Here is an 18,029-nt window from a genome sequence, read left to right as displayed (position 1 = left end):
CACAAGGGCGCCGACGACACCCGGAACGGCGCGGCCCTGGATTAACGCCCGCTCCGGCCTCGCTTTCCCCCTCCTGATCACGTCCCTCTCCAGGGCTCCCGCGGCGGCAGGGCCAGCCTGTACAGGGCCCCGTCCCTGAGCCTGTCCGTGTAAAGCCACAGCGCGTCGTCGGTGAAGGCATAGTCTCCGGCCAGGACCTCGCCCAGGCCGTCGTACAGGTGCGGGACCGTCCCGTCGTCGAGGCGCCACAGGGCGAGGCGACCTCCGCGGTCCTGCCCGACGGCCCAGCCGCGGACAGTGTCGACGTGCAGATCGCCGAACCAGAGGCCGAGGCCACGGTCGCAGAGCGTCACCAGCGTGGTTTCCGGGGCATCGAGCCGGTAGAGGCTCCATCCCTCCTGGTCCTGCCGGAAGCCGAACCCGTCGTCTGCCTCCCGGGCCGGCCCAGCGCTCGCACGGGCGCCTGCCCGCCACACCTCGGTGAGGGACGCGAGATCGTAACCCCGGGTGCCTTCGGTGTGGGTGACGACGAGGACTCCGTCGTGCACGTCGGCGAGCCGGGGGTAGTCCATCCCGGTAAAATCCAGGGCGCCGGGGACTCTCGCCTCGCCGGTGCCGAGGTCGACCGCGGTCACCGTGCCGTCCGGTGCGACGCCCACCCAGTGCCCGTCCCCGAACGCGTACCCGCCGAACGCGGGGACCGGAACGCGCGCGGTGAGCACGGCGGGCTGGCTGACCGTGCCGTCGCCGTACTCGATCCGCCGGGTCGCGCCGTCGATGACGGTGAGCGTCCCGTCCGCACCGCCCGCCACCGCGTACCGCGCGCCGGGCGCGACCGCGACGGCCGCCGTCGCGGCGTCGGGGACGGGCAGATGCGCCCACCGGGTCACCGTGATCCCGTCGGCGAGCGGCCGGACCGCGACGGGCATGCGGCGGGCCCGCCTGGCGAGCTTGGCGTCAACAGCGGCGTCGTCGAGTTCGGCGTAGAGGACCCTCCGCTCGGCGGCCAGATCCCAGACCAGGACCCCGGATCCGCTCTGCCGCGACGCCACGTACCGGCCGTCCGGGCTCGCGGCGACCGGTGTGCACCAGGTACTCGGCTGCATCCGCAGCCCCGTCCGGCCCTTCACTCTCCGGCCCGACTTGGCGAACCTGGCGAGCTTCTCCACGTCGTGGCTGCGCGAGGCGAACCGGTAGACGTTGTCGGTGACCGGCGAGAACCGCGCGTACACGTCGGTGATGGACTCGACCTCCGACAGTGCCGCCCGGACACCGCCGACCTCCTCTCCCGTCGCCAGGTTCACCACGACCCCCCGGGGCGGCGCTGCCTCGCTCTCGGGCGGCCTGCGCAGGACGACGGCGTGCGCGCCCTTCCGGTCGATGTCGAGGTCGTGGTAGCCCTCCTCCGGCAGCGGGGTGCTCCGTGCGAGGCGCCAGCCGTCCCCGTCCCGCTCCAGCGTGTGGACGGCCGGTCCGGCGACGGCGAAGACCTTCCCCGCCCGCGCGCACAACGCCCCGATCGGAGCGCCGAGCTCCGGCCCCGCGCTGAGAGAGCCGTCCGCGCCGTACCGGACGATCCGCTCCCCCGCCGCGCCGAGTACCTCGCCGTACCCCCATGTGAGCGCGTTCACCGGGACCTCGCTCCGCCACATCGTCCGTGTCCCGTCCAGCAGCGGCCCCGGGCCCTCCGCCACCGGCAGCGCCTCGACCACGCCGTCCTCCCGGGCGACGACGAGCGTCCCGGTGAGCGCCAGCAACGCCGTCACCGGTGCCGTGCAGAGTGCCCCGGACTCCCCGGGCACGGCCCACCGGTACTCCTCCGGGTCCACTGCGGCCTGTTTCTTCCGTACAGCCTTTCCGGTCTCCGTCACGCCCGCCACGCTAACGACGGAGTCCTCCCTGAAACCCTGCCTCGCGTCCTCTCAGGACACCGACAGGACGCCTGTCCTTCCTCTCCCGTGATCCCTGTCCCGGTCCCGTGCGCCCCCGCCTCCCGATCGGCGCTCGACGGCGGTGGTGATGCGCGGCGGGTCACTCCTTCTTGATCGCGTGGTCGATGAAGTCGAGGAGGGCCGCGGTCTGGCCCGGCAGGTCGACGCCTCCGTCGACCGCCCAGGACCCGAGGACGCCGTCGGCGCACCGCAGGATGATGTTCGCGACGCCGCGCGCGTCGAACTCGCGCAGTTCTCCTTCGCGCTGGCCGCGGGCCAGGATCTCGGCGAGCCCGTCCACCTCCTCCGCCATGCCGTCGGCGAAGGCGTGCGAGCCGTCGGGGGCGCGGTGGTTGGTCACGATCTCGCTCATGGCCAGGAACTCGGCGCGGTGCTCGCCGAAGAACTCCATCTGGGATCCGATCCAGGCGCGCACCCGCCCTCTGGCCGTGCCCTCCTTGTCGATCCGGACCCGCATGTACTCCCAGCCCTGTTCGAAGAACCGCGTGACCATCAGCCGCAGGATCTCGTCCTTGCCGCTGAAGTGGTAGGTGATCACGCTCTTGCTGATGTCGGCCTGCTCGGCGATCCGGGCGAGCGAGGCGTGGGCGTAGCCGGCCTCGGCCACCACCTGGGTGGCCGCCTCGATGATCTGGGCGCGGCGCGCCTGTTCGATGAAGGACCTCCGCGGCAGGCCGTCCGGACCGATTTTCTTGGACATGGACTGATTTTAGTTCGATCGAACTGGAATCAGCCGGTCACGGGACCGCGTGCAGGAACAGCAGCCCGAGCCAGGCCCAGCCGCAGATGATCGTCACCCGCTGGATGAGGCCCGCGTACGCGGAGTCGGTCTCCCAGGCGTGCCCGAAGGCGAGAAAACCCGCGGTGAACGCCGCGGAGGTGAGCCCCGAGTACCACTTCCAGGCCGGTTCCTCCAGGGAGAACGCCGCGATGAGCGCTGCCGCCGGCAACGACGTGAAGACGACCATCCCGGCCCAGTCGTGGAGCCGGTGCCGGAGCGACACGTCGTCGGGTGTCCCGTCGGGAGTCCCGGGCGGGTAGCCGCGCATCGCGTCCATCGGGAACACACCCGATGCCACGAGCGAGATCCCGAACACGCCGATCGCGACGGCGAGCAGGGCGCCGCCGCCGGGTCCGGGGATCGCCGCCGCGCCCGCCGTGATCGCCAGGCCGCACACGACGAAGTTCGCCGCCTGGACCCGGCCGCGGGAGCCGAGCGCCAGAGCGCTGACCGGGTGCCGGACCTGCCGGTAGCCCGGACGGGTGGAGCCGTCCAGCAGGAAGACCACGGGGAACAGCCAGGCCCCCGCCGCGCCGCACCACGACAACGCCGTCACGCCGGACGCTCCGCGTCGCGGAGTGCGGTCCTCCCGCGCGGTCCGCCGTCACCCGGCCCCGATCGCCGGACGACCGTACTGATTATCATCCACATATTCGGATTTTAGACCACTCGGACTGTTTTTTTGCCCCGCAGACCGAACCACGTGCCCCCCTTCCGCTCCCGGCCTTCCAGGGTTCGCGTGACCGCTCGGCGGCGGCACCGCGGGCGTAGTGTCGGCTCATGCTGATCTGGATCAATGGCCCTTTCGGAGGCGGTAAGACACAGACGGCGTACGAGTTGCACCGGCGGCTGCCGGGGAGCGTCGTCTGCGATCCCGAAGAGGTCGGTTTCGGGTTGCACCGGATGACGCCTGCACGGCTGAGAGGTGACTTCCAGGACCTTCCGGCCTGGCGGCAGGGCGTGTACGAGGTGCTGGATCTGGTGCTCTCGCGGCATCAGGGCACGGTGATCGCGCCGATGACGGTGGTGGAACCGGACTACTTCCAGGAGACCGTCGGGCGGTTGCGCGAGCGGGGGCATGACGTGCGGCATTTCGCGCTGCTCGCCGAGCGGGAGACCGTGCTGCTTCGGCTGGAGGAGCGGGGACTCGGGCATGCCTTGCGGTTCGTGGCGGGCAAGGAGGCTTCCCTGCGTCTGGAGAGGTTCGCGGTAGCGAAGCTCGACCGGTGTCTGGAGCGGTTGAGCCTTCCGGAGTTCGCCGCTCACATCCAGACCGACCGGCTCACGGTCCCCCAGGTCGCCGAGAGCATCGCCGAATCGGCCGGGGTGGTGCTCGGTTCGAACACCGACGGGAGGCTGCGGGGACGTCTACGCCGGGCCTGGACCGGGGTCAAGCACATACGGTTCTTCTGACGCCCTGGTTCTGCGGCTGCGTCAGGCTGGGTCCTGCTCCATGGTGAGGAGGACGGTGCCCTTCTTGTCGCCGGTGTCGACGCGGTGGTGGGCTTCGACGGCGCGGGACAGCGGGTGGACGGCGTCGATGAAGGGCTTCAGGTGACCGGCCTCTGCGAGCTCGGTGAGGAAGCGGAGGTCTTCGGCCTTGTCGGAGGCCGGGCGGAGGCCGGTGAAGGCGATGGCCGCTCGCCTGCCACTGGATCTCCAGGGCCCGAACGTGCGAAAGAGAATCCCCGGGGACGGGACCGTCGTCAGATAGATCCCGCCTGGCTTCAGCACGCGCTTGCACCGGGAGAAAGAGCTTTTGCCCGCCGCGTCGAAGACGACATCGTAGGTTCGGGAGGTGCGGGTGAAATCCTGAGCCGTGTAATCGATCACCTCATCTGCCCCCAGGGACAACACCAGGTCGATTTTCGAGGTACTGCACACTCCCGTGACGCGGGCCCCGAAGTAGGTGGCGAGCTGGACCGCGGCCTTGCCCACGCCCCCGGAGGCGCCGTTGACGAGGATCTCCTGCCCTTCTCGCAGCGCCGCCTCATCGCGGAGGAAGGGCAGAGCCGTCAGCAGTCCGTCGCAGACGGCTGCGGCCTCGGCGTGGGAGAAGCCGGCCGGAGCCAAGGCCAGCGCTCCGTCCTCCGGCAGGCACACGTATTCGGCGTGGGCGCCGAGTGCGGTACCCGTGTCGGCGATGACGCGGTCCCCTACGGCGAAGCGGGTCACGTCCGGACCGATCGCCGCGACCTCGCCGGAGAAGTCGCAGCCCAGCGTCTTGGTCTTCGGCCCGCGAAGGCCGGTGAACAGGCGGGAGAACAGCGGACGCCCCGCCCGGAAGGTGGCGTCCGCCGCTGAGACCACCGCTGCGTGCGCCCTCACCAGCACCTCCCTGTCGCCGGGGACCGGATCCGCCACTTCCGCGACGCGCAAAACGCCGGGCGGGCCGTACTCGTCGTAGACGATCGCTTGCATCATGTCCTCCTGGAGAGATCAGGGCTGGTCGTCGGGGTACTGGAAAACCTCTTCGAGCGGTACGCCGAACACCCGGGCGATCTGGAACGCCACCTCCAGCGAGGGCGAGTAGCGGCCCTGCTCGATGGCGATGACCGTCTGCCGGGTCACGCCGATACGGGACGCCAGGTCCGCCTGGGTCATCTCCCCTCGGACGAAGCGCAGGTGGCGGATCGTGTTGGTGATCCTGGTGGGCTTGCCCATGGTCAGAAACCCCGGCGGTAGGCGACGATCTTCACGGCGGAGGAGGTGAGCGCGTCGAGGATGAACGCCAGGTAGAGCGCGTTGGCGATCCAGAAGTGCGCCGCCTCGGCCAGGGTCAGGGCGAGCGCTCCGGCCGCTCCGGCCGCGAGGACGAAGTACCCGGCCTGCGTCCCGTACCGGAAGATGCCGACGTCCCGTTCGTCCCTGCGGTCAGGCGTCCCGATCAACATGCCCGCCAGGAAGTTCACGACGATCCCCGCGGCGACGGCGACGAGCAGCGGCCGCACGTAGGAGACCTCCGCCGCCCCGGCGTCCGCCAGCCGCCCGAGCATGATCACGACGTAGACCGCGGGCACCACGGCCGCGACCGCGGCGTAGGCCCAGATCCGCCTCTCCTCGTAGGACATGCCGCCTCCCGATGTAAAAAATCCTTGACATCCCTCAAGGTAAAGAACAGCGGACGCCATGTCAATGATTTTTGACATCACCGGCCGCGAGAAGGCCCGGACGCCGTGCGTCCGGGCCGAAGGGTCAGGGCAGGTAGTGGGTCTCGTTGAAGGAGCGGACGACGCCCGGCCCGTCGGCGTACCAGTCGACGGTGGACAGGGAGGCGGTGTCCAGGTGCAGGCGGTACAGCGCCGAGGTGGGCGCCTCCAGCGCCTGCTGCACCATGATCTTGATGGGCGTCACATGCGAGACGACCAGGACGGTCTTCTCGCGGTGGCGGACCAGGAGCTTGTCGCGGGCCGTGGCGACGCGGCGTGCCACCGAGGCGAAGCTCTCGCCGCCGGGCGGCGCGCAGGACGAGTCGGCCAGCCAGGCCGAGAGCTCGTCGGGCCAGCCGGCCTTGGCCTCGGCGAACGACAGGCCCTCCCAGGCCCCGAAGTCGGCCTCGCGGAAGCCCTCCTCGACGCGGATCTCGGCGCCGGTGACGTCCGCGACGGCGCGGGCGGTGTCCTGGGCGCGGCGGAGCGGCGAGGAGACGATCACGTCGATCCCCCGGTCCGCCAGGGCCTTGGCGGCGGCCGCGGCCTGGAGGTGGCCGTGCTCGGTCAGCGGGGTGTCGCCGACTCCGGCGAACCGCTTCTCGACCGACAGCGGCGTCTGGCCGTGGCGCAGCAGCAGGGTGCGGGTCGGGACGGTGGACGGGGGCACCCACGCCTTGCCCTGCGCGGCCTCCGGCGAAGCCGCCTGGGTCTTGGGCGAGAGCTCCGCGACGTCCCCCGAGGGCGCCCACTCCTCACCGCGGGCCGCGGCGTCCATGGCCTCGTTGGCCAGCCGGTCGGCATGGGAGTTGCTCGCCCGCGGGATCCACTTGTAGGCCACCGACGCGAAGCCCTCCGCGGTGCGGCGGGCCTCCAGCGCCAGGGGCTTCATGTCGGGGTGCTTGATCTGCCAGCGGCCCGACATCTGCTCCACCACCAGCTTGGAGTCCATGCGGACCTCCACCCTGGCCGACGGGTCGAGTTCGCGGGCGGCGCGCAGCCCGGCGATGAGGCCGCGGTACTCGGCGACGTTGTTGGTGGCGCGGCCGATCGCCTCGGCCACCTCGGCCAGCACCTCGCCGGTGAGGGCGTCGCGGACGAGCGCGCCGTAGCCGGCGGGACCCGGGTTGCCCCGGGAGCCCCCGTCCGCCTCGACGGCCAGCCTGCGGCTCACAGCCCCGACTCGGGGGTGCGGACGAGGATCCGGCGGCACTCCTCGCAGCGGACGACGTCGTCGGGGGCCGCGGCGCGGATCCGGTTGAGGTCGGAGGTGTTCAGCGCCAGCATGCAGCCCTGGCACTGGCCGCGGGTCAGCGGGGCGGTGCCCACCCCGCCGAACTGCTCGCGCAGCTTCTCGTGCAGGGCCAGGAGGTCGGCGGGGATGTCCGCGGCGACGCCGGCGCGGGCGGAGCGCGTCAGCTCGGCCTGGCCGTCGATCTCCTGCTCGGCCCTGTCCTTGCGGGCGGTCACCTCGGCCAGGGCGGCCTCGAGCTCGGCCCGCTCGGCCCGCAGGGCGACGACCTTGCCCTCGGCCTCCTCGCGGCGCTCCATGATCTCCAGGACGACCTCCTCGAGGTCGCCCTGCCGGCGCTGCAGCGAGGCCAGCTCCGACTGCAGGCTCGCCAGGTCCTTGGCGGAGGTGACCATGCCGGAGTCCAGGCGCTTGGAGTCCCGCTCGGCGCGGACGCGGACCTGGTCGACGTCCTGCTCGGCCTTGACCTGCTCGCGGTCGAGGTCGCTGACGTCGGTCTCGGCGGTGACGAGGCGGTCGCGCAGCTCGTTCGCCCGCTCCTGCAGGGCGGCGAGCTCGGCGATCTCCGGCAGGGTGCGCCTGCGGTGCGCCAGGCGGTCCAGGCTCGAGTCCAGCTCCTGGAGGTCGAGCAGGCGCTGCTGGTCTCGGGGTGCGGCTTTCACTGAGCTCCTTCAACGGCATGGGACCACGCGTCGGTGACCAGCGTGGAGATACGGGTCTGCACATTCGGGCCGAGCAGGGCGGCCAGGTCGGCCAGCCAGGGCCATTCCGTCGCCCAGTGCGCGGCGTCGACCAGCGCCATCGGGCTCCGCTCCAGCGATTCGGAGGCCGGGTGGTGGCGCAGGTCCGCGGTGAGGTAGACGTCGGCGCCCGCGGCGCGGGCCGCCTCGATCAGGGAGTCGCCCGATCCCCCGCACACCGCCACGGTCCGGACCGGGCGGTCGGGGTCTCCGGCGGCGCGCACGCCCCACGCCGTCCGGGGCAGCCCGGCGGCCGCCCGCGCGGTGAACTCCCGCAGCGGGACCGCCTCGGGCAGCTCGCCGATCCGGCCCAGGCCCCGGCGGGGGTCGGCGGCGGACGGGCTGAGCGGGCGCAGCGGCCCGGTCAGGCCGACGGCGCGGGCCAGGGCGTCCGACACGCCCGGATCGGCGACGTCGGCGTTGGTGTGCGCGGTGTACAGGGCGCATCCCCCGGTGATCAGCCGGTGGACCGTCCTGCCCTTGGGGGTGGTCATCGCCACCGCGTTGACCGGCCGCAGCAGCAGGGGATGGTGGGTGATCAGCAGCTGCGCGCCCGCGGCGAGCGCCTCGTCGACCACTGCGGCCAGCGGGTCGACGGCGAGCAGCACGGAGGTGATCTCGGCGTCCGGATCGCCGCAGACCAGGCCGACCGCATCCCACGACTCCGCCCAGGACGGGTCGAATCGGGCTTCGATCACCTGGATGACTTCGGAGAGACGCACGTCCCGCAGGTTATCGTGGTTTGGCACCGGTCTTCCTGGATCCGGCTCCGGCGAAGCCGGCCCGTGGCTATCGTGCACGGACCGGTGGGAACTCCGGCCGGGCCGGCGGGATCAAACCCGGGCGTCGAATCGTTGGAGAGTTCGTGAAGTCACCGTTCCGCCGCCGCCGCAAGCGGTCGAAGAAGGCCGACGAGCTGGCCCAGAAGGCCAAGCTGGAGGCCAAGATGGCCGTGCCCGAGTGGGCCCAGGAGGGCACGGGGGGCGGCGGTCTGATGAACGCCCTGCGCGGCGACGGCGAGGCCGGGGCCGGGTTCGGCGCGGGCATCTTCGAGGATCTGCACTCCGCGTTCAGCGGCGCGAAGAAGATCCAGCTCCAGGAGCAGGAGGCCGAGAAGCTGCGCCGGGTCGACGACCAGCAGCAGGCCGGCACCGGCGGGAACGACCGCCCCGACCTGGACTCCGGCCGGATCCGCATCCGCGCCGCCAAGCGCCCGGAGCAGCCCGCCGCCCCCGAGGGGGACGACGAGACACCGCCCGAGAGCTGATCCGCCGGATCAGGAGCGGGAGGCCAGCCTCTCCCTGCGCTGGCGGGGCGCGCGCAGCCCGTGCCGTACGCGCCCTTCGGCGAGCCAGGCGTCCAGCCTGGCCCAGGTGGTGGTGCGCGCTCGGCGGCCGGTCAGCACGCCCAGATGCCCGCCGGGCGCGGTGGCGAACCGCACGTCGGGCGAGTGGGGCAGCAGCCGGGTGAGCGGGTGCACCGACCGCCAGGGCGCCGACCGGTCGTCCCGCCCGGCGATCACCAGCACCGGCACCCGCACGTCCGCCAGCGCCACCTGCCGCCCGCCGATCCGCACCTCCCCGCGGGCGAGGGCGTTCCCGGGCAGGAAACGCTCGTACAGCCCCGCGGCCGGATGGTCTGACATTTCCGCGGCGAACGCGTCCTCGGCCTCGGTCTGCGCCAGGAAGTCGGCGTCGTCGAGGTGTGTCAGAACGGCCATCGGACGCGTCAGATATCTGTCGATTCCCGGAAGCCGATATCCGCTTTCGGCCACCGGCCGCGGAATTCCCCCGAAGAATGTGAGCAGTGTCGCCTCGGCGCCTTCGGCGAACCGGGCCAGCTCGTGCAGCGGCCCGCCCCGGCGCGCGGCGTCCCGGTCGACCGGCGCGGCGACCGAGGTGATCGAGGCGACGGGCAGCGCGGGGCGGGCCGCGGCGGCGAGCACGCAGAGGATCCCGCCGAGGCACCAGCCGACCAGTTGCACGGGCTGGCCGTCCACGTCCCGGCTCACCTCGGCGACGGCGCGCGGCAGCACCTCGTCCACCCAGGTCCCCAGGTCCGGGGCGGGCGTACGGCGGCAGCCCGGACCGAGGTCCAGCAGGTAGACGCGGTGGCCGGTGGCGACCAGGTGCTCGGCCAGGCTGCACCCGCGCCGCAGGTCGAAGGCGGCCGCCGCCGCGGGCGCCGGAGGCGGCACGAGCAGCACCGGTGGACCCGTCGGTATCACCTTGCCCGACGGCCGGTAGCGGTAGAGCCGGTGGCCGGGCCCCTGGCCGAACGGCTCGGACGGCGTGGGGCGCAGATCGGCCAGCCCGCCGCTCAGCAATTTGCGAGCCATATGAGAGGCGGCAGCACGGACGCTTCGGGGAGAAGGCAGCAGCATCATTTCATTCATGACCCATCACGAGACGATTGCAAGGGCCGGACCCGGCCATCATCACATCTGTGATGGACCACACTCGCACCGGATCCCGTGCGCGCAATCACGGGATCATGTCCAAAGCGTTAAATCAAGCTCCCCTCACGGAGCGTGAGCACCGGAGCTCCGGGGCGGGCGCCGGGGTCAGGAGGCGGTCCGGCAGCCGTCCGGCCCGTACACGTCCCACAGCTCGCCGAGGAAGAACCGCCCGAAGCGGTGCAGGGCGGACGCCCCGTCGGGGCCCTCGGTGCGGAAGGTGGTGAGCTGCTCCAGGAAGTCGGCCAGCCGGATGTGCAGGGTGCCGGCGCCCAGCGCCGCCCCCTCCGGGTCGCCTTCGCCCAGGTGCCCGGCGTGGATGCGGTAGTACAGCGTCGTCGTGTCCGGCCAGACGTGGGTGGGCGGCCCGTCGCTGAGGTTCTTCCAGCCCGCCAGGGTGCGCGGCTCGCCCCGCACGTCGGTGAAGTGCAGCCGGTAGCGCATCTCCTTGTGCCCGGCCCCGCCGTCGTCCGGAACGAACAGGTGGAACATCCCCCGCTCGACCCGGCGGCGCCCTCCCCCGCCCGGCCAGTCGATCCAGCCCTCGGCGCGGGCCTGCCGCTCCGGGTCGCCCAGGAAGCGGTCCACGTCGTCGAGGGTGATGGTGAGCCGGAACGCCAGCCGCTCGCCCGGCTCGTCGGTGCACGGCTCGGCGGCCCCCGCGACGTACCGTCCCTTCATCTCCTCGGTGAACGACAGCGACGTGCTCCCCTCGGCACGCCCGCCGCCGTCCACCGCCCCTTGTGACGGGGCGGATCCTCCGACCGCCCCGGCCCCCGGTCCCAGGTCCCCGTGGATCAGCTGCCTGCACATCCGCTCGGCCAGCGCCGCGATGGTCAGCGCCGGGTTGGCCCCGACCGGCCCCGGCAGCGCCGCGCCGTCGGCGATGTAGAGGCCGGGCAGGCCGAAGACCTCGCCGAACCGGTCGCAGACGCCCTCGCCCTGATGCCGCCCGAGGGGCGCGCCGCCCAGCGGGTGCACGCTGATGACGCGCTTGCGCAGCCACAGCGGGTTGTCCTCGTAGTCCGCGCCGAGGACGTCGCCGATGCGCTGCATGGTGGTGCGCAACCGGTCGAAGTAGGCGCGGCTGGTCCCCACCGTCCAGTCGGTGGTGAGCCTGCCCTCGCCGTCGAGGCGGAGCACCCCGTCGGGGATGTCGCGGCCCATGCCCAGCAGCGGCAGCGTGCCGACCGCGTGGGAACCGCCGGCGAGCCCGGCCAGCTCCGCCGACAGGTTGGTGTCGGAGTCGCCGGAGAGGAACCGCAGGAAGCGCTCCCAGAGGAACTCCGCGGCCCTGGTGACCTGCCCCGGGACGTCCAGGCCCTGGAGCACCCAGTCGACGAACGCCGGATACCCGCCGTCCTCGATGTAGGCGCCGCGGCCCTGCCCGCCGTCCAGCTCGTCCGGGATGCGGATCGCGCTGGTGATGACGGGCGCCCCGCCCGGGTCGAGCGGCTTCCTGTCCCGGCCCGTGGCCTTGAACAGGAACGTCAGCAGGTCGCCGTTGCCGGAGAAGCGGGTGCCGAGCGCGCCGCTCATGCCCGGCAGCCGCGAGCCCAGCAGGAGGCGGGTCGTCCCGTACGTCCCGGCCGCCATGACGAGCCGGGCGCAGCCGATGGTCCCCTGCCGCCGGCCGCCTGTCTCCGGGTCGTGCCGGACGTAGTCGACCAGGTAGCCTCCGCCCTCGCGGAGCCGGATCCCCTTGACCTCCGTCAGCGCCCGCAGGTCGGCCCCCAGGTGGGCCGCGGCCGACAGATACGTGTGGTCGAGGCTGTTCTTGGACCCGTCGTTGCAGCCGATGTCGCACTCGCCGCACAGCCTGCACGTGGTGCGCAGCACGCCGTGCAGGTTGGGGTACGGCCGCTCGGCGAGCGGCTCGCGCGGCCTCGGCACGGCCCCCGCGTGCGCGGCGAAGCTGATGGCGAGCGGCGGACGGAACCATTCGAGCCCGAGCTGGGCCGCCGCGTCCTGCATCGCCTGCGTCTTGCCCGTCTCGGAGTACGGCGTGTGCTCGACGGGGTAGCGCTGGACGCCGATCATCCTCTCGACGTCGTCGTAGTGCGTCTCGAGGTCGGCCCTGGTCACCGGCCAGTGCTCGTACCCGCCGCCGGGCAGCGCCTGCTCGTGGACGAACCACTTCTCGTCCTTGCGCAGCAGGACGTTGGCGTAGATGAGCGAGCCGCCGCCGAGCCCCGAGGACACGACGGCGTCGCAGCCCTTGAAGCTCCAGACGTCGAACATGCCGTACAGGTGCTCGGACGGGTCCCAGAAGGCCTTGGCCATCTCGGCCGGGGACCGGGGGAAGTCGCCGGGCGCGTAGGTGCGCCCCCGTTCCAGCACGACCGTGGCCAGCCCCGCCTCGGCGAGCCGGTAGGCGGCCACCGCGCCGCCGAATCCGGACCCGACGATCACCGCGTCCACGTGCTCCATGCTCTCCAAGGCCCTCAGACTGCTTTCTCGTGCAGGAAACCGACGATGTGCGGGAACACCTCGAGGTGGGCGTTGCGGCCGATGAACGGATCGGCGTGCCCGTAACCGGGCAGGACCCGCAGCGCGTGCCGTCCGGGCGCCACCCGCTCCAGCTCCCGGTAGGTGACGATGTTGGAGTCGGTGAACACCCTGTTCTCCGACCCCGTGAGGAAGAGGACGGGCGTGCGGACGTCCTCGAGCCCGGTGAGGGCGTCCGGCAGCCGGATGTCCGTCTCATCCCACTTAACGACCCGTTCCGCGGCCGCCATCCGGCGGATGTGCCTGCCGTAGCCGCTGCCGCCCCCGCCGATGACCCGCGTGGCGTGCGGGGACGGCCTGGCCATGCCCATCACCTGCGGGGCGAGCGCGGGGCTGAACCGCAGCCGGGCACGGGCGCGGCGGGACAGCCGCGGGTGCAGCGAGACGCTGTTGGACACCACGCTCGCCACCCGGTCCGCCAGCCCCGCGAAGAGCGAGGTGAGGAAGGTGACCGAGCCGAGGCAGTGGGCGACCACGTGCACCCTGCGCTCCCCCACCGCCTCGCGCAGGCACTCCAGCGCCGCCGGATGGTCGTAGGCCGCCACGTCGTCGAGGGTGAAGCTGTGCTCCTCGGCGTCGTAGGGCAGGCGGCTGCTCATCCGGTGGTCCAGCGTCCACACGTCGGTGAACCCGGCGTCGAGCAGGGCGGAGACCAGGTTGGGATGGCCGGGCCGGGTGAACATCTCCCGCGAGCCGGCGAGCCCGTGGACGAGCAGCACCACGTCGGCGCAGTCCGCCCGGTGGAAACGGGTCAGGCTGAGGCCCAGGCCGTCCGCGGTGGCGAAGAGCCGTTCGGAGACGACCACGTCGGTCACCCCCTCGAAGGCGGGGCGCCTCGTTTCCGTCGCCATCCGACGACCTCCTCTCCACGTCACCAGAACCCTCCCGCATCCGCCGGGGCGGGGCATCGTGGCCACCACTGATTCCGACCCGTAGGTGCCGCCCGGGACCCGTAGGCGACGCTCAGCCCGTGTTCCTGCGCAGGTGCCGCAGGATGTGCGGGAACACGTCCACGTGGACGTTCTTGCCGATGAACGGGTCCACGTGCCCGTACCCGGGGAGGATGACCAGCTCGTGCAGGCCGGGGCCCGCCTTGTCCAGCTCGCGGTGGCACACGATGTTGGAGTCCTCGAACACCCGGTTGTGGTCGCCGGTCAGCAGCAGCATCGGCGTGGTGATCTTGGCCGCCGCCTCCAGGTAGTCCGACGGCAGCCCGGGGTGCTCGTCGTCGTAGGTGACGGCGTGCCCCGCCTCGACCATCTTGCGCATGTGCCGGTAGTAGTGCAGGCCGTTGGCGCCGAAGAGGTCGGCGACCCGGTGGTGGGTGACCGGGTCGAGGTTCTCGTGCCGCCACAGGCCCGGCCTGCCCGCCCCCCACATGAAGCTGATCATGTGGCAGGCGCGCACGTCGCACTCGGGGTGGAACAGCGACACCAGCCGGGAGAACGCCCCGCCCCTGCTCAGCGGCGAGGCCTCGCCGTACCGGGAGTCCAGGACCGACAGGCCCCAGACGTACTCGGTGAGCGGGACGCCGAACCGCAGCTTGAAGCGGGACCAGGCGGGCACCCTGGTGACCAGGGAGACGCTGTTGGAGGTGAAGCTGGCGATGTCGCCGGTGAGCCCGGCGGCCATGCTCATCGAGAACGACACCGCGCCCAGGCACTGCGCCACCACGTGGACGCGCTTTCCCTCACCGACCCGGCGGCGCAGCTCGGCGAGCCCCGCGGGGTGGTCGTACCGCGCGATGTCGTCCAGGGTGTGCCGGTTGGTCTCGGCGCAGTACGGCAGGCGGTTGCTCATCCGGAAGTCCAGCGACCACACGTCGGTGAACCCGTTGTCGAGCAGGTAGGACACCAGGTTGGTGTGCTCGGGCATGATGAACATGTCGGTGGAGGCCGGCAGCCCGTGCAGCAGCAGCACCACGTCGTCGCAGTCGGCCCGGTGGAACCGGGAGAGCTTCAGGCCCAGGCCGTCCCCGGTGGTCACCGGGTACTCGGTGATCTCGGCGCCGGTCACGCCCTCGGTGGTGAACCTGGCGATATGTCCACTCATGCGGATGTCCCTTCTCGTGGCCTCTCGGTCGCGCGCGCTCCGACTATCGGGCAGGGACCGCGGCACGGGCATCGGGGTGAACCCCGATCTTGCCTCCTACGAGTCCGCGGACGTGCGGGCGGTTCCGTGCCGCCCGCCCTCCTCGCCGTCCCGGGCGTCGGCGAGGTCGTGCATCGCGGCCACCACGCCCACCCGGGACGCGACACCGAGCTTGGTGAAGATGTTGGACAGGTGCGTCTCCACGGTGCGGACGCTGATGACGAGCCGGTCGGCGATCTGCTGGTTGCTCAGGTCCTCGGCGACCAGCCGGGCCACCTCCAGCTCCCGGCGGGACAACCGGGACGGCCCGCCGCCCCTGCCGCCCGGCGCGGGCACCCGCTCCCCGGCCCGGCGCTGCTCGCGCACGGTCAGCGCGTGCAGGCCGTGGGCGCCCGCCGCGCCGAGGATCTCGGCGGCGGCCGCGAGCTGCTCGCGCGCCCACGTCCGGTCCCCGGCCTCCAGGGCGGCGGCCCCGGCCACCAGCCGGGCCCTGCCCTCGTCCAGCCGCTGGCCCGCCCCGGCCAGCAGCGCCGCGGCCCCGGCCGCCAGCTTCGCCGCCGCCGCCGGGTCGCCGGCCCGCAGCGCGTGGGCGCGGGCGAGCGCGGCCGTCCCGCGGTTGCCGTCGATCCGGGGATGCGCCTGCTCCTCGGCCCGGTCGGCCCACAACGCCGCCTCCGCGCCCCTGCCGCGCCCCGCCTCGGCCGAGGCCATCGCCTCGGCGCAGCGCAGCAGGCTGGCCTGGTCGAGCAGCGCGAACTCGCTGCCCTCCCACAACTCGTACGCGTCGCGCAGGGCCTCCTCCGTCCGGCCGCAGGCCAGCTGGGCCATCAGGTGCGCGAACCTGGCCTGCACGCGCGGCCACTCCCGCTCCACCCCGCCCGCGCTCCTGGCCTCGGCGGCCAGCCGCAGGGCCTGCTCGGCGTCCCCGGACCAGTTCGCCACGAGGCTCTGCTGGGCCAGCGCGACCACCTTGGCGTGCCCGGAGTGCAGCAGCCGCGCGACCTCGGCGGACTCCTCGGCCGCCAGCGCCGCCTCGCCGAGCCTGCCGCGCACCGCCAGGGTGCGGGCCAGCCCGGCCAGCAGGTTGGTGACGATGAAACTCTGCCCGGTGGCACGGGTGATGGCCACGGCCCGCTCGAACCTGTCCTGGGCGTCCTCGGGACGGCCCAGCCACAACTCCGCCCAGCACAACCAGGCGACGGTGTCCATCCATTCGACGAGGTCGACGTCGGAGACCCCGTCCATCAGCTCGGCCGCGGCCTCCACCAGCCGCAGCGCCTCGTCCACCTCTCCGGCGATGTAGGCGGCCATGGGACGCAGCGCGGCGATCCCGGTGGTCATGCCCGGATTGTCGCGACGACGCTGCTCGGTGGTCTCGGGCATGAAGTCCAGCACGGCCCGCGCGGCCCGGTGGTCGCCGCGCATCAGGCTCTCGGCCACCAGCCGCATCCGCAGCGGCACCGCGGTGGCGGCCTGCGGGTCGGGCAGCTCGCGCAGCTCGGCCAGCAGCAGCGCCCTGCCCTGCGCGGAGCGGTCCAGCAGCCGCTCGACCAGGGCGCCGAAGCGGGCGGCGAACGCCCGCCGGGCGTAGTCGGTGCGCGGCAGCAGCCGCAGCACCTCCTGCGCGCTCTCGCGCCCGTCGACCAGGTGGCCGCTGACGGTCTGCGCGCGGGCCAGTTCCAGCAGCAGGTCGGCCCGGGACGCCCCGCCGGGGGCGGTGTCGCCGGGGATGAGCCGCAGCGCCGTGCCCAGCCACCGGGCGGCGGCGGCCGGGGCGCGCGCCGCCTCGGCCCGCGCGGCCTCGATCAGCGTGGTGATCGCGGACTCGTCGCCGAGTCCCGCCGCACGCTCCACGTGGTGGACGCGCACCGTGGCGGGCGCCCCGACCGCGCTCAGATGGGCGGCGACGCGGGCGTGCGCGCCCAGCCGCCAGCCCGCCGCGGCCGAACCGTAGGCGGCGCTGCGCACCAGCGGGTGCCGGAAGCGGAACCTGCCGTGCGTCGAGGGCCGTACGACGTCGCGCTGCACCAGTTCGTCCAGGGCCAGCAGCGCGGCGGGCCGGTCCACCCCGGCCGCCGCGGCGGCCAGCAGCGCGTCGAACTCGTCGGCCGCCACGGCGGCGCCCTGCGCCACCTGCCTGGCCTGGTCGCTCAGCCGGCCGAGCTCGGCCTGCAGCGCGGCGCCGACCAGCGGCGGCAGGTCGTCGTGCGGGTGCTCGCCGTCGGTCGGCAGCGTCTCCATGCGGGTCAGCGCGTCGAGGTAGAAGGGGTTGCCGCCGCTCATCTCGTGCAGCCTGACCCGCCGCTCGGGATCGACCCGGTCGCCGAGGAACTCCGCGACCTCCTCGGCGGTGAAGGGCGCCACCGGCACCCGGCGCACCCCGGCGCCGGAGACCAGCGCGGCCATCCGCGGCGACAACTGCGCCGGACGGTAGGCCAGCGCGATGACGAACCGGGCGCGCGGCGGATGCCGGATGAGGTGGTCGAGCAGCTCCACCGAGGCGTCGTCGGCCCAGTGGATGTCGTCGACCACCAGCACCAGGCCCGACTCCCCGGCCAGCTCCCCCAGCAGCTGGCGCACCGCGCGGTAAAGGCGGTAGCGGGCGCTGGCGCCGCTGCCCGGCGCGGGCCCCTCCGGAACGATCTCCTCCAGCGCGGGGAACACCGAGGCCAGCTGGCGCAGGACGGGCTCGCCCAGCCGCGACGGCAGGTCGTCCCGGGTCTCCAGATGGTCGTCCAGGGCGTCGATCATCGCCCCGAACGGCATGTCCTCCTCGAACTCCGCAGCCCGGCCGGTGAGCGCGAGGTATCCGGCGTCCCGCGCCGAGTCCACCAGCTCGGCCAGCAGCCGCGTCTTGCCGGCGCCGGGCTCCCCGACCATCGCCACGCAGGCGAAGCCGTCGTTGTCCAGGGACATCGAGATCTCGCGCAGGGCGTCGCGGCGGCCGACGAGCCGTGCGGCGTCACGCCGGTCGTCCACGTGACCACCCATACGCACCTCGAAAGATCAACAAGCTTCGAGAACGAAGATAGCGCGCTCCCACGCCTATGTAACGGCATGTCCAGTACCACCATGTGTACTGCATGACACACTTGAGACGG

At 72.8% G+C, this 18,029-nt stretch carries 16 protein-coding genes; 2 read left to right on the top strand and 14 right to left on the bottom strand.

Going from position 1 to position 18,029, the window contains the following annotated elements:
- Positions 1 to 77 precede the first annotated feature (77 nt).
- The 3 genes from C2865_RS30160 to C2865_RS30150 form a co-directional block, all read right to left on the bottom strand.
- The gene (locus tag C2865_RS30160; protein WP_157963957.1) at positions 78 to 1,871 is read right to left on the bottom strand and encodes a hypothetical protein; all 1,794 of its coding nucleotides are present in this window, start codon (positions 1,869 to 1,871) and stop codon (positions 78 to 80) included.
- Positions 1,872 to 2,031: 160 nt separating this feature from the next.
- Positions 2,032 to 2,652: a TetR/AcrR family transcriptional regulator gene (locus C2865_RS30155; RefSeq protein ID WP_106402007.1), complete on the bottom strand. Its 621-nt coding sequence runs from the start codon at positions 2,650 to 2,652 to the stop codon at positions 2,032 to 2,034.
- A 37-nt stretch (positions 2,653 to 2,689) separates the two neighbouring features.
- Positions 2,690 to 3,289 (bottom strand): DUF998 domain-containing protein, encoded by a 600-nt coding sequence (locus C2865_RS30150; RefSeq protein WP_106402006.1) that lies wholly within the window; start codon positions 3,287 to 3,289, stop codon positions 2,690 to 2,692.
- 224 nt (positions 3,290 to 3,513) lie between these two features.
- Between C2865_RS30150 and C2865_RS30145 the strand changes: the two genes are divergently transcribed.
- Positions 3,514 to 4,146, top strand: coding sequence for an AAA family ATPase (locus C2865_RS30145; protein WP_106402005.1), 633 nt, complete (start codon positions 3,514 to 3,516; stop codon positions 4,144 to 4,146).
- 21 nt (positions 4,147 to 4,167) lie between these two features.
- Here C2865_RS30145 and C2865_RS30140 read toward each other — a convergent pair whose 3' ends face one another.
- The 6 genes from C2865_RS30140 to C2865_RS30120 all read right to left on the bottom strand — a co-directional run bounded on the left by C2865_RS30140 (position 4,168) and on the right by C2865_RS30120 (position 8,596).
- The gene (locus C2865_RS30140; protein ID WP_198653716.1) at positions 4,168 to 5,157 is read right to left on the bottom strand and encodes an NAD(P)-dependent alcohol dehydrogenase; all 990 of its coding nucleotides are present in this window, start codon (positions 5,155 to 5,157) and stop codon (positions 4,168 to 4,170) included.
- 15 nt (positions 5,158 to 5,172) lie between these two features.
- A complete protein-coding gene (locus C2865_RS30135; RefSeq protein ID WP_106402004.1) occupies positions 5,173 to 5,397 on the bottom strand; it encodes a helix-turn-helix transcriptional regulator in 225 nt (74 codons plus the stop codon).
- Positions 5,398 to 5,399: 2 nt separating this feature from the next.
- On the bottom strand, positions 5,400 to 5,804 hold the full coding sequence (locus tag C2865_RS30130) for a hypothetical protein (RefSeq protein ID WP_106402003.1): 405 nt from the start codon (positions 5,802 to 5,804) through the stop codon (positions 5,400 to 5,402).
- Between the two features lie 124 nt (positions 5,805 to 5,928).
- Positions 5,929 to 7,056, bottom strand: a complete 1,128-nt coding sequence (locus C2865_RS41060; protein WP_232835879.1) for a bifunctional RNase H/acid phosphatase — start codon at positions 7,054 to 7,056, stop codon at positions 5,929 to 5,931.
- The gene (locus C2865_RS41055) at positions 7,053 to 7,796 is read right to left on the bottom strand and encodes a zinc ribbon domain-containing protein (protein WP_232835878.1); all 744 of its coding nucleotides are present in this window, start codon (positions 7,794 to 7,796) and stop codon (positions 7,053 to 7,055) included. The genes C2865_RS41060 and C2865_RS41055 overlap by 4 nt, the downstream gene beginning before the upstream one ends.
- On the bottom strand, positions 7,793 to 8,596 hold the full coding sequence (locus C2865_RS30120; RefSeq protein ID WP_106402002.1) for a Nif3-like dinuclear metal center hexameric protein: 804 nt from the start codon (positions 8,594 to 8,596) through the stop codon (positions 7,793 to 7,795). Before C2865_RS30120 ends, C2865_RS41055 begins: the two co-directional genes overlap by 4 nt.
- A 143-nt stretch (positions 8,597 to 8,739) precedes the next feature.
- Between C2865_RS30120 and C2865_RS30115 the strand changes: the two genes are divergently transcribed.
- Complete coding sequence (locus C2865_RS30115; RefSeq protein ID WP_106402001.1) at positions 8,740 to 9,141, top strand: DUF6191 domain-containing protein; 402 nt, start codon at positions 8,740 to 8,742, stop codon at positions 9,139 to 9,141.
- Positions 9,142 to 9,150: 9 nt separating this feature from the next.
- On the opposite strand, the gene C2865_RS30110 is transcribed toward C2865_RS30115, so the two are convergent.
- The 5 genes from C2865_RS30110 to C2865_RS30090 all read right to left on the bottom strand — a co-directional run bounded on the left by C2865_RS30110 (position 9,151) and on the right by C2865_RS30090 (position 17,907).
- A complete protein-coding gene (locus C2865_RS30110; protein WP_232835877.1) occupies positions 9,151 to 10,212 on the bottom strand; it encodes an alpha/beta fold hydrolase in 1,062 nt (353 codons plus the stop codon).
- A 225-nt stretch (positions 10,213 to 10,437) separates the two neighbouring features.
- Positions 10,438 to 12,759, bottom strand: a complete 2,322-nt coding sequence (locus tag C2865_RS30105) for a GMC oxidoreductase (RefSeq protein ID WP_198653735.1) — start codon at positions 12,757 to 12,759, stop codon at positions 10,438 to 10,440.
- A 14-nt stretch (positions 12,760 to 12,773) separates the two neighbouring features.
- Complete coding sequence (locus C2865_RS30100) at positions 12,774 to 13,688, bottom strand: alpha/beta hydrolase (protein WP_157963956.1); 915 nt, start codon at positions 13,686 to 13,688, stop codon at positions 12,774 to 12,776.
- 112 nt (positions 13,689 to 13,800) lie between these two features.
- Entirely contained in the window at positions 13,801 to 14,889 is a 1,089-nt protein-coding gene (locus C2865_RS30095; RefSeq protein ID WP_106401998.1) for an alpha/beta hydrolase family protein, read from the bottom strand.
- A gap of 96 nt (positions 14,890 to 14,985) precedes the next feature.
- Entirely contained in the window at positions 14,986 to 17,907 is a 2,922-nt protein-coding gene (locus tag C2865_RS30090) for a helix-turn-helix transcriptional regulator (protein ID WP_232835876.1), read from the bottom strand.
- Positions 17,908 to 18,029: the final 122 nt, after the last annotated feature.

The sequence above is a fragment of the Actinocorallia populi genome, assembly GCF_002995495.1.
GTDB lineage: Bacteria > Actinomycetota > Actinomycetes > Streptosporangiales > Streptosporangiaceae > Actinocorallia > Actinocorallia populi.
The sequence above is the reverse complement of the archived record's forward strand: the minus strand, read 5'-3'. Positions and strand labels throughout refer to the sequence as shown.

Excerpts from the sequence above, each read along its gene's own strand:
- C2865_RS30135 (WP_106402004.1), bottom strand. The coding sequence starts at position 5,397 with ATGGGCAAGCCCACCAGGATCACCAACACGATCCGCCACCTGCGCTTC.
- C2865_RS30130 (WP_106402003.1), bottom strand. The coding sequence starts at position 5,804 with ATGTCCTACGAGGAGAGGCGGATCTGGGCCTACGCCGCGGTCGCGGCC.
- C2865_RS30155 (WP_106402007.1), bottom strand. The coding sequence starts at position 2,652 with ATGTCCAAGAAAATCGGTCCGGACGGCCTGCCGCGGAGGTCCTTCATC.
- C2865_RS30110 (WP_232835877.1), bottom strand. The coding sequence starts at position 10,212 with ATGGCTCGCAAATTGCTGAGCGGCGGGCTGGCCGATCTGCGCCCCACG.
- C2865_RS30095 (WP_106401998.1), bottom strand. The coding sequence starts at position 14,889 with ATGAGTGGACATATCGCCAGGTTCACCACCGAGGGCGTGACCGGCGCC.
- C2865_RS30140 (WP_198653716.1), bottom strand. The coding sequence starts at position 5,157 with ATGATGCAAGCGATCGTCTACGACGAGTACGGCCCGCCCGGCGTTTTG.
- C2865_RS30100 (WP_157963956.1), bottom strand. The coding sequence starts at position 13,688 with ATGGCGACGGAAACGAGGCGCCCCGCCTTCGAGGGGGTGACCGACGTG.
- C2865_RS30145 (WP_106402005.1), top strand. The coding sequence starts at position 3,514 with ATGCTGATCTGGATCAATGGCCCTTTCGGAGGCGGTAAGACACAGACG.
- C2865_RS30105 (WP_198653735.1), bottom strand. The coding sequence starts at position 12,759 with ATGGAGCACGTGGACGCGGTGATCGTCGGGTCCGGATTCGGCGGCGCG.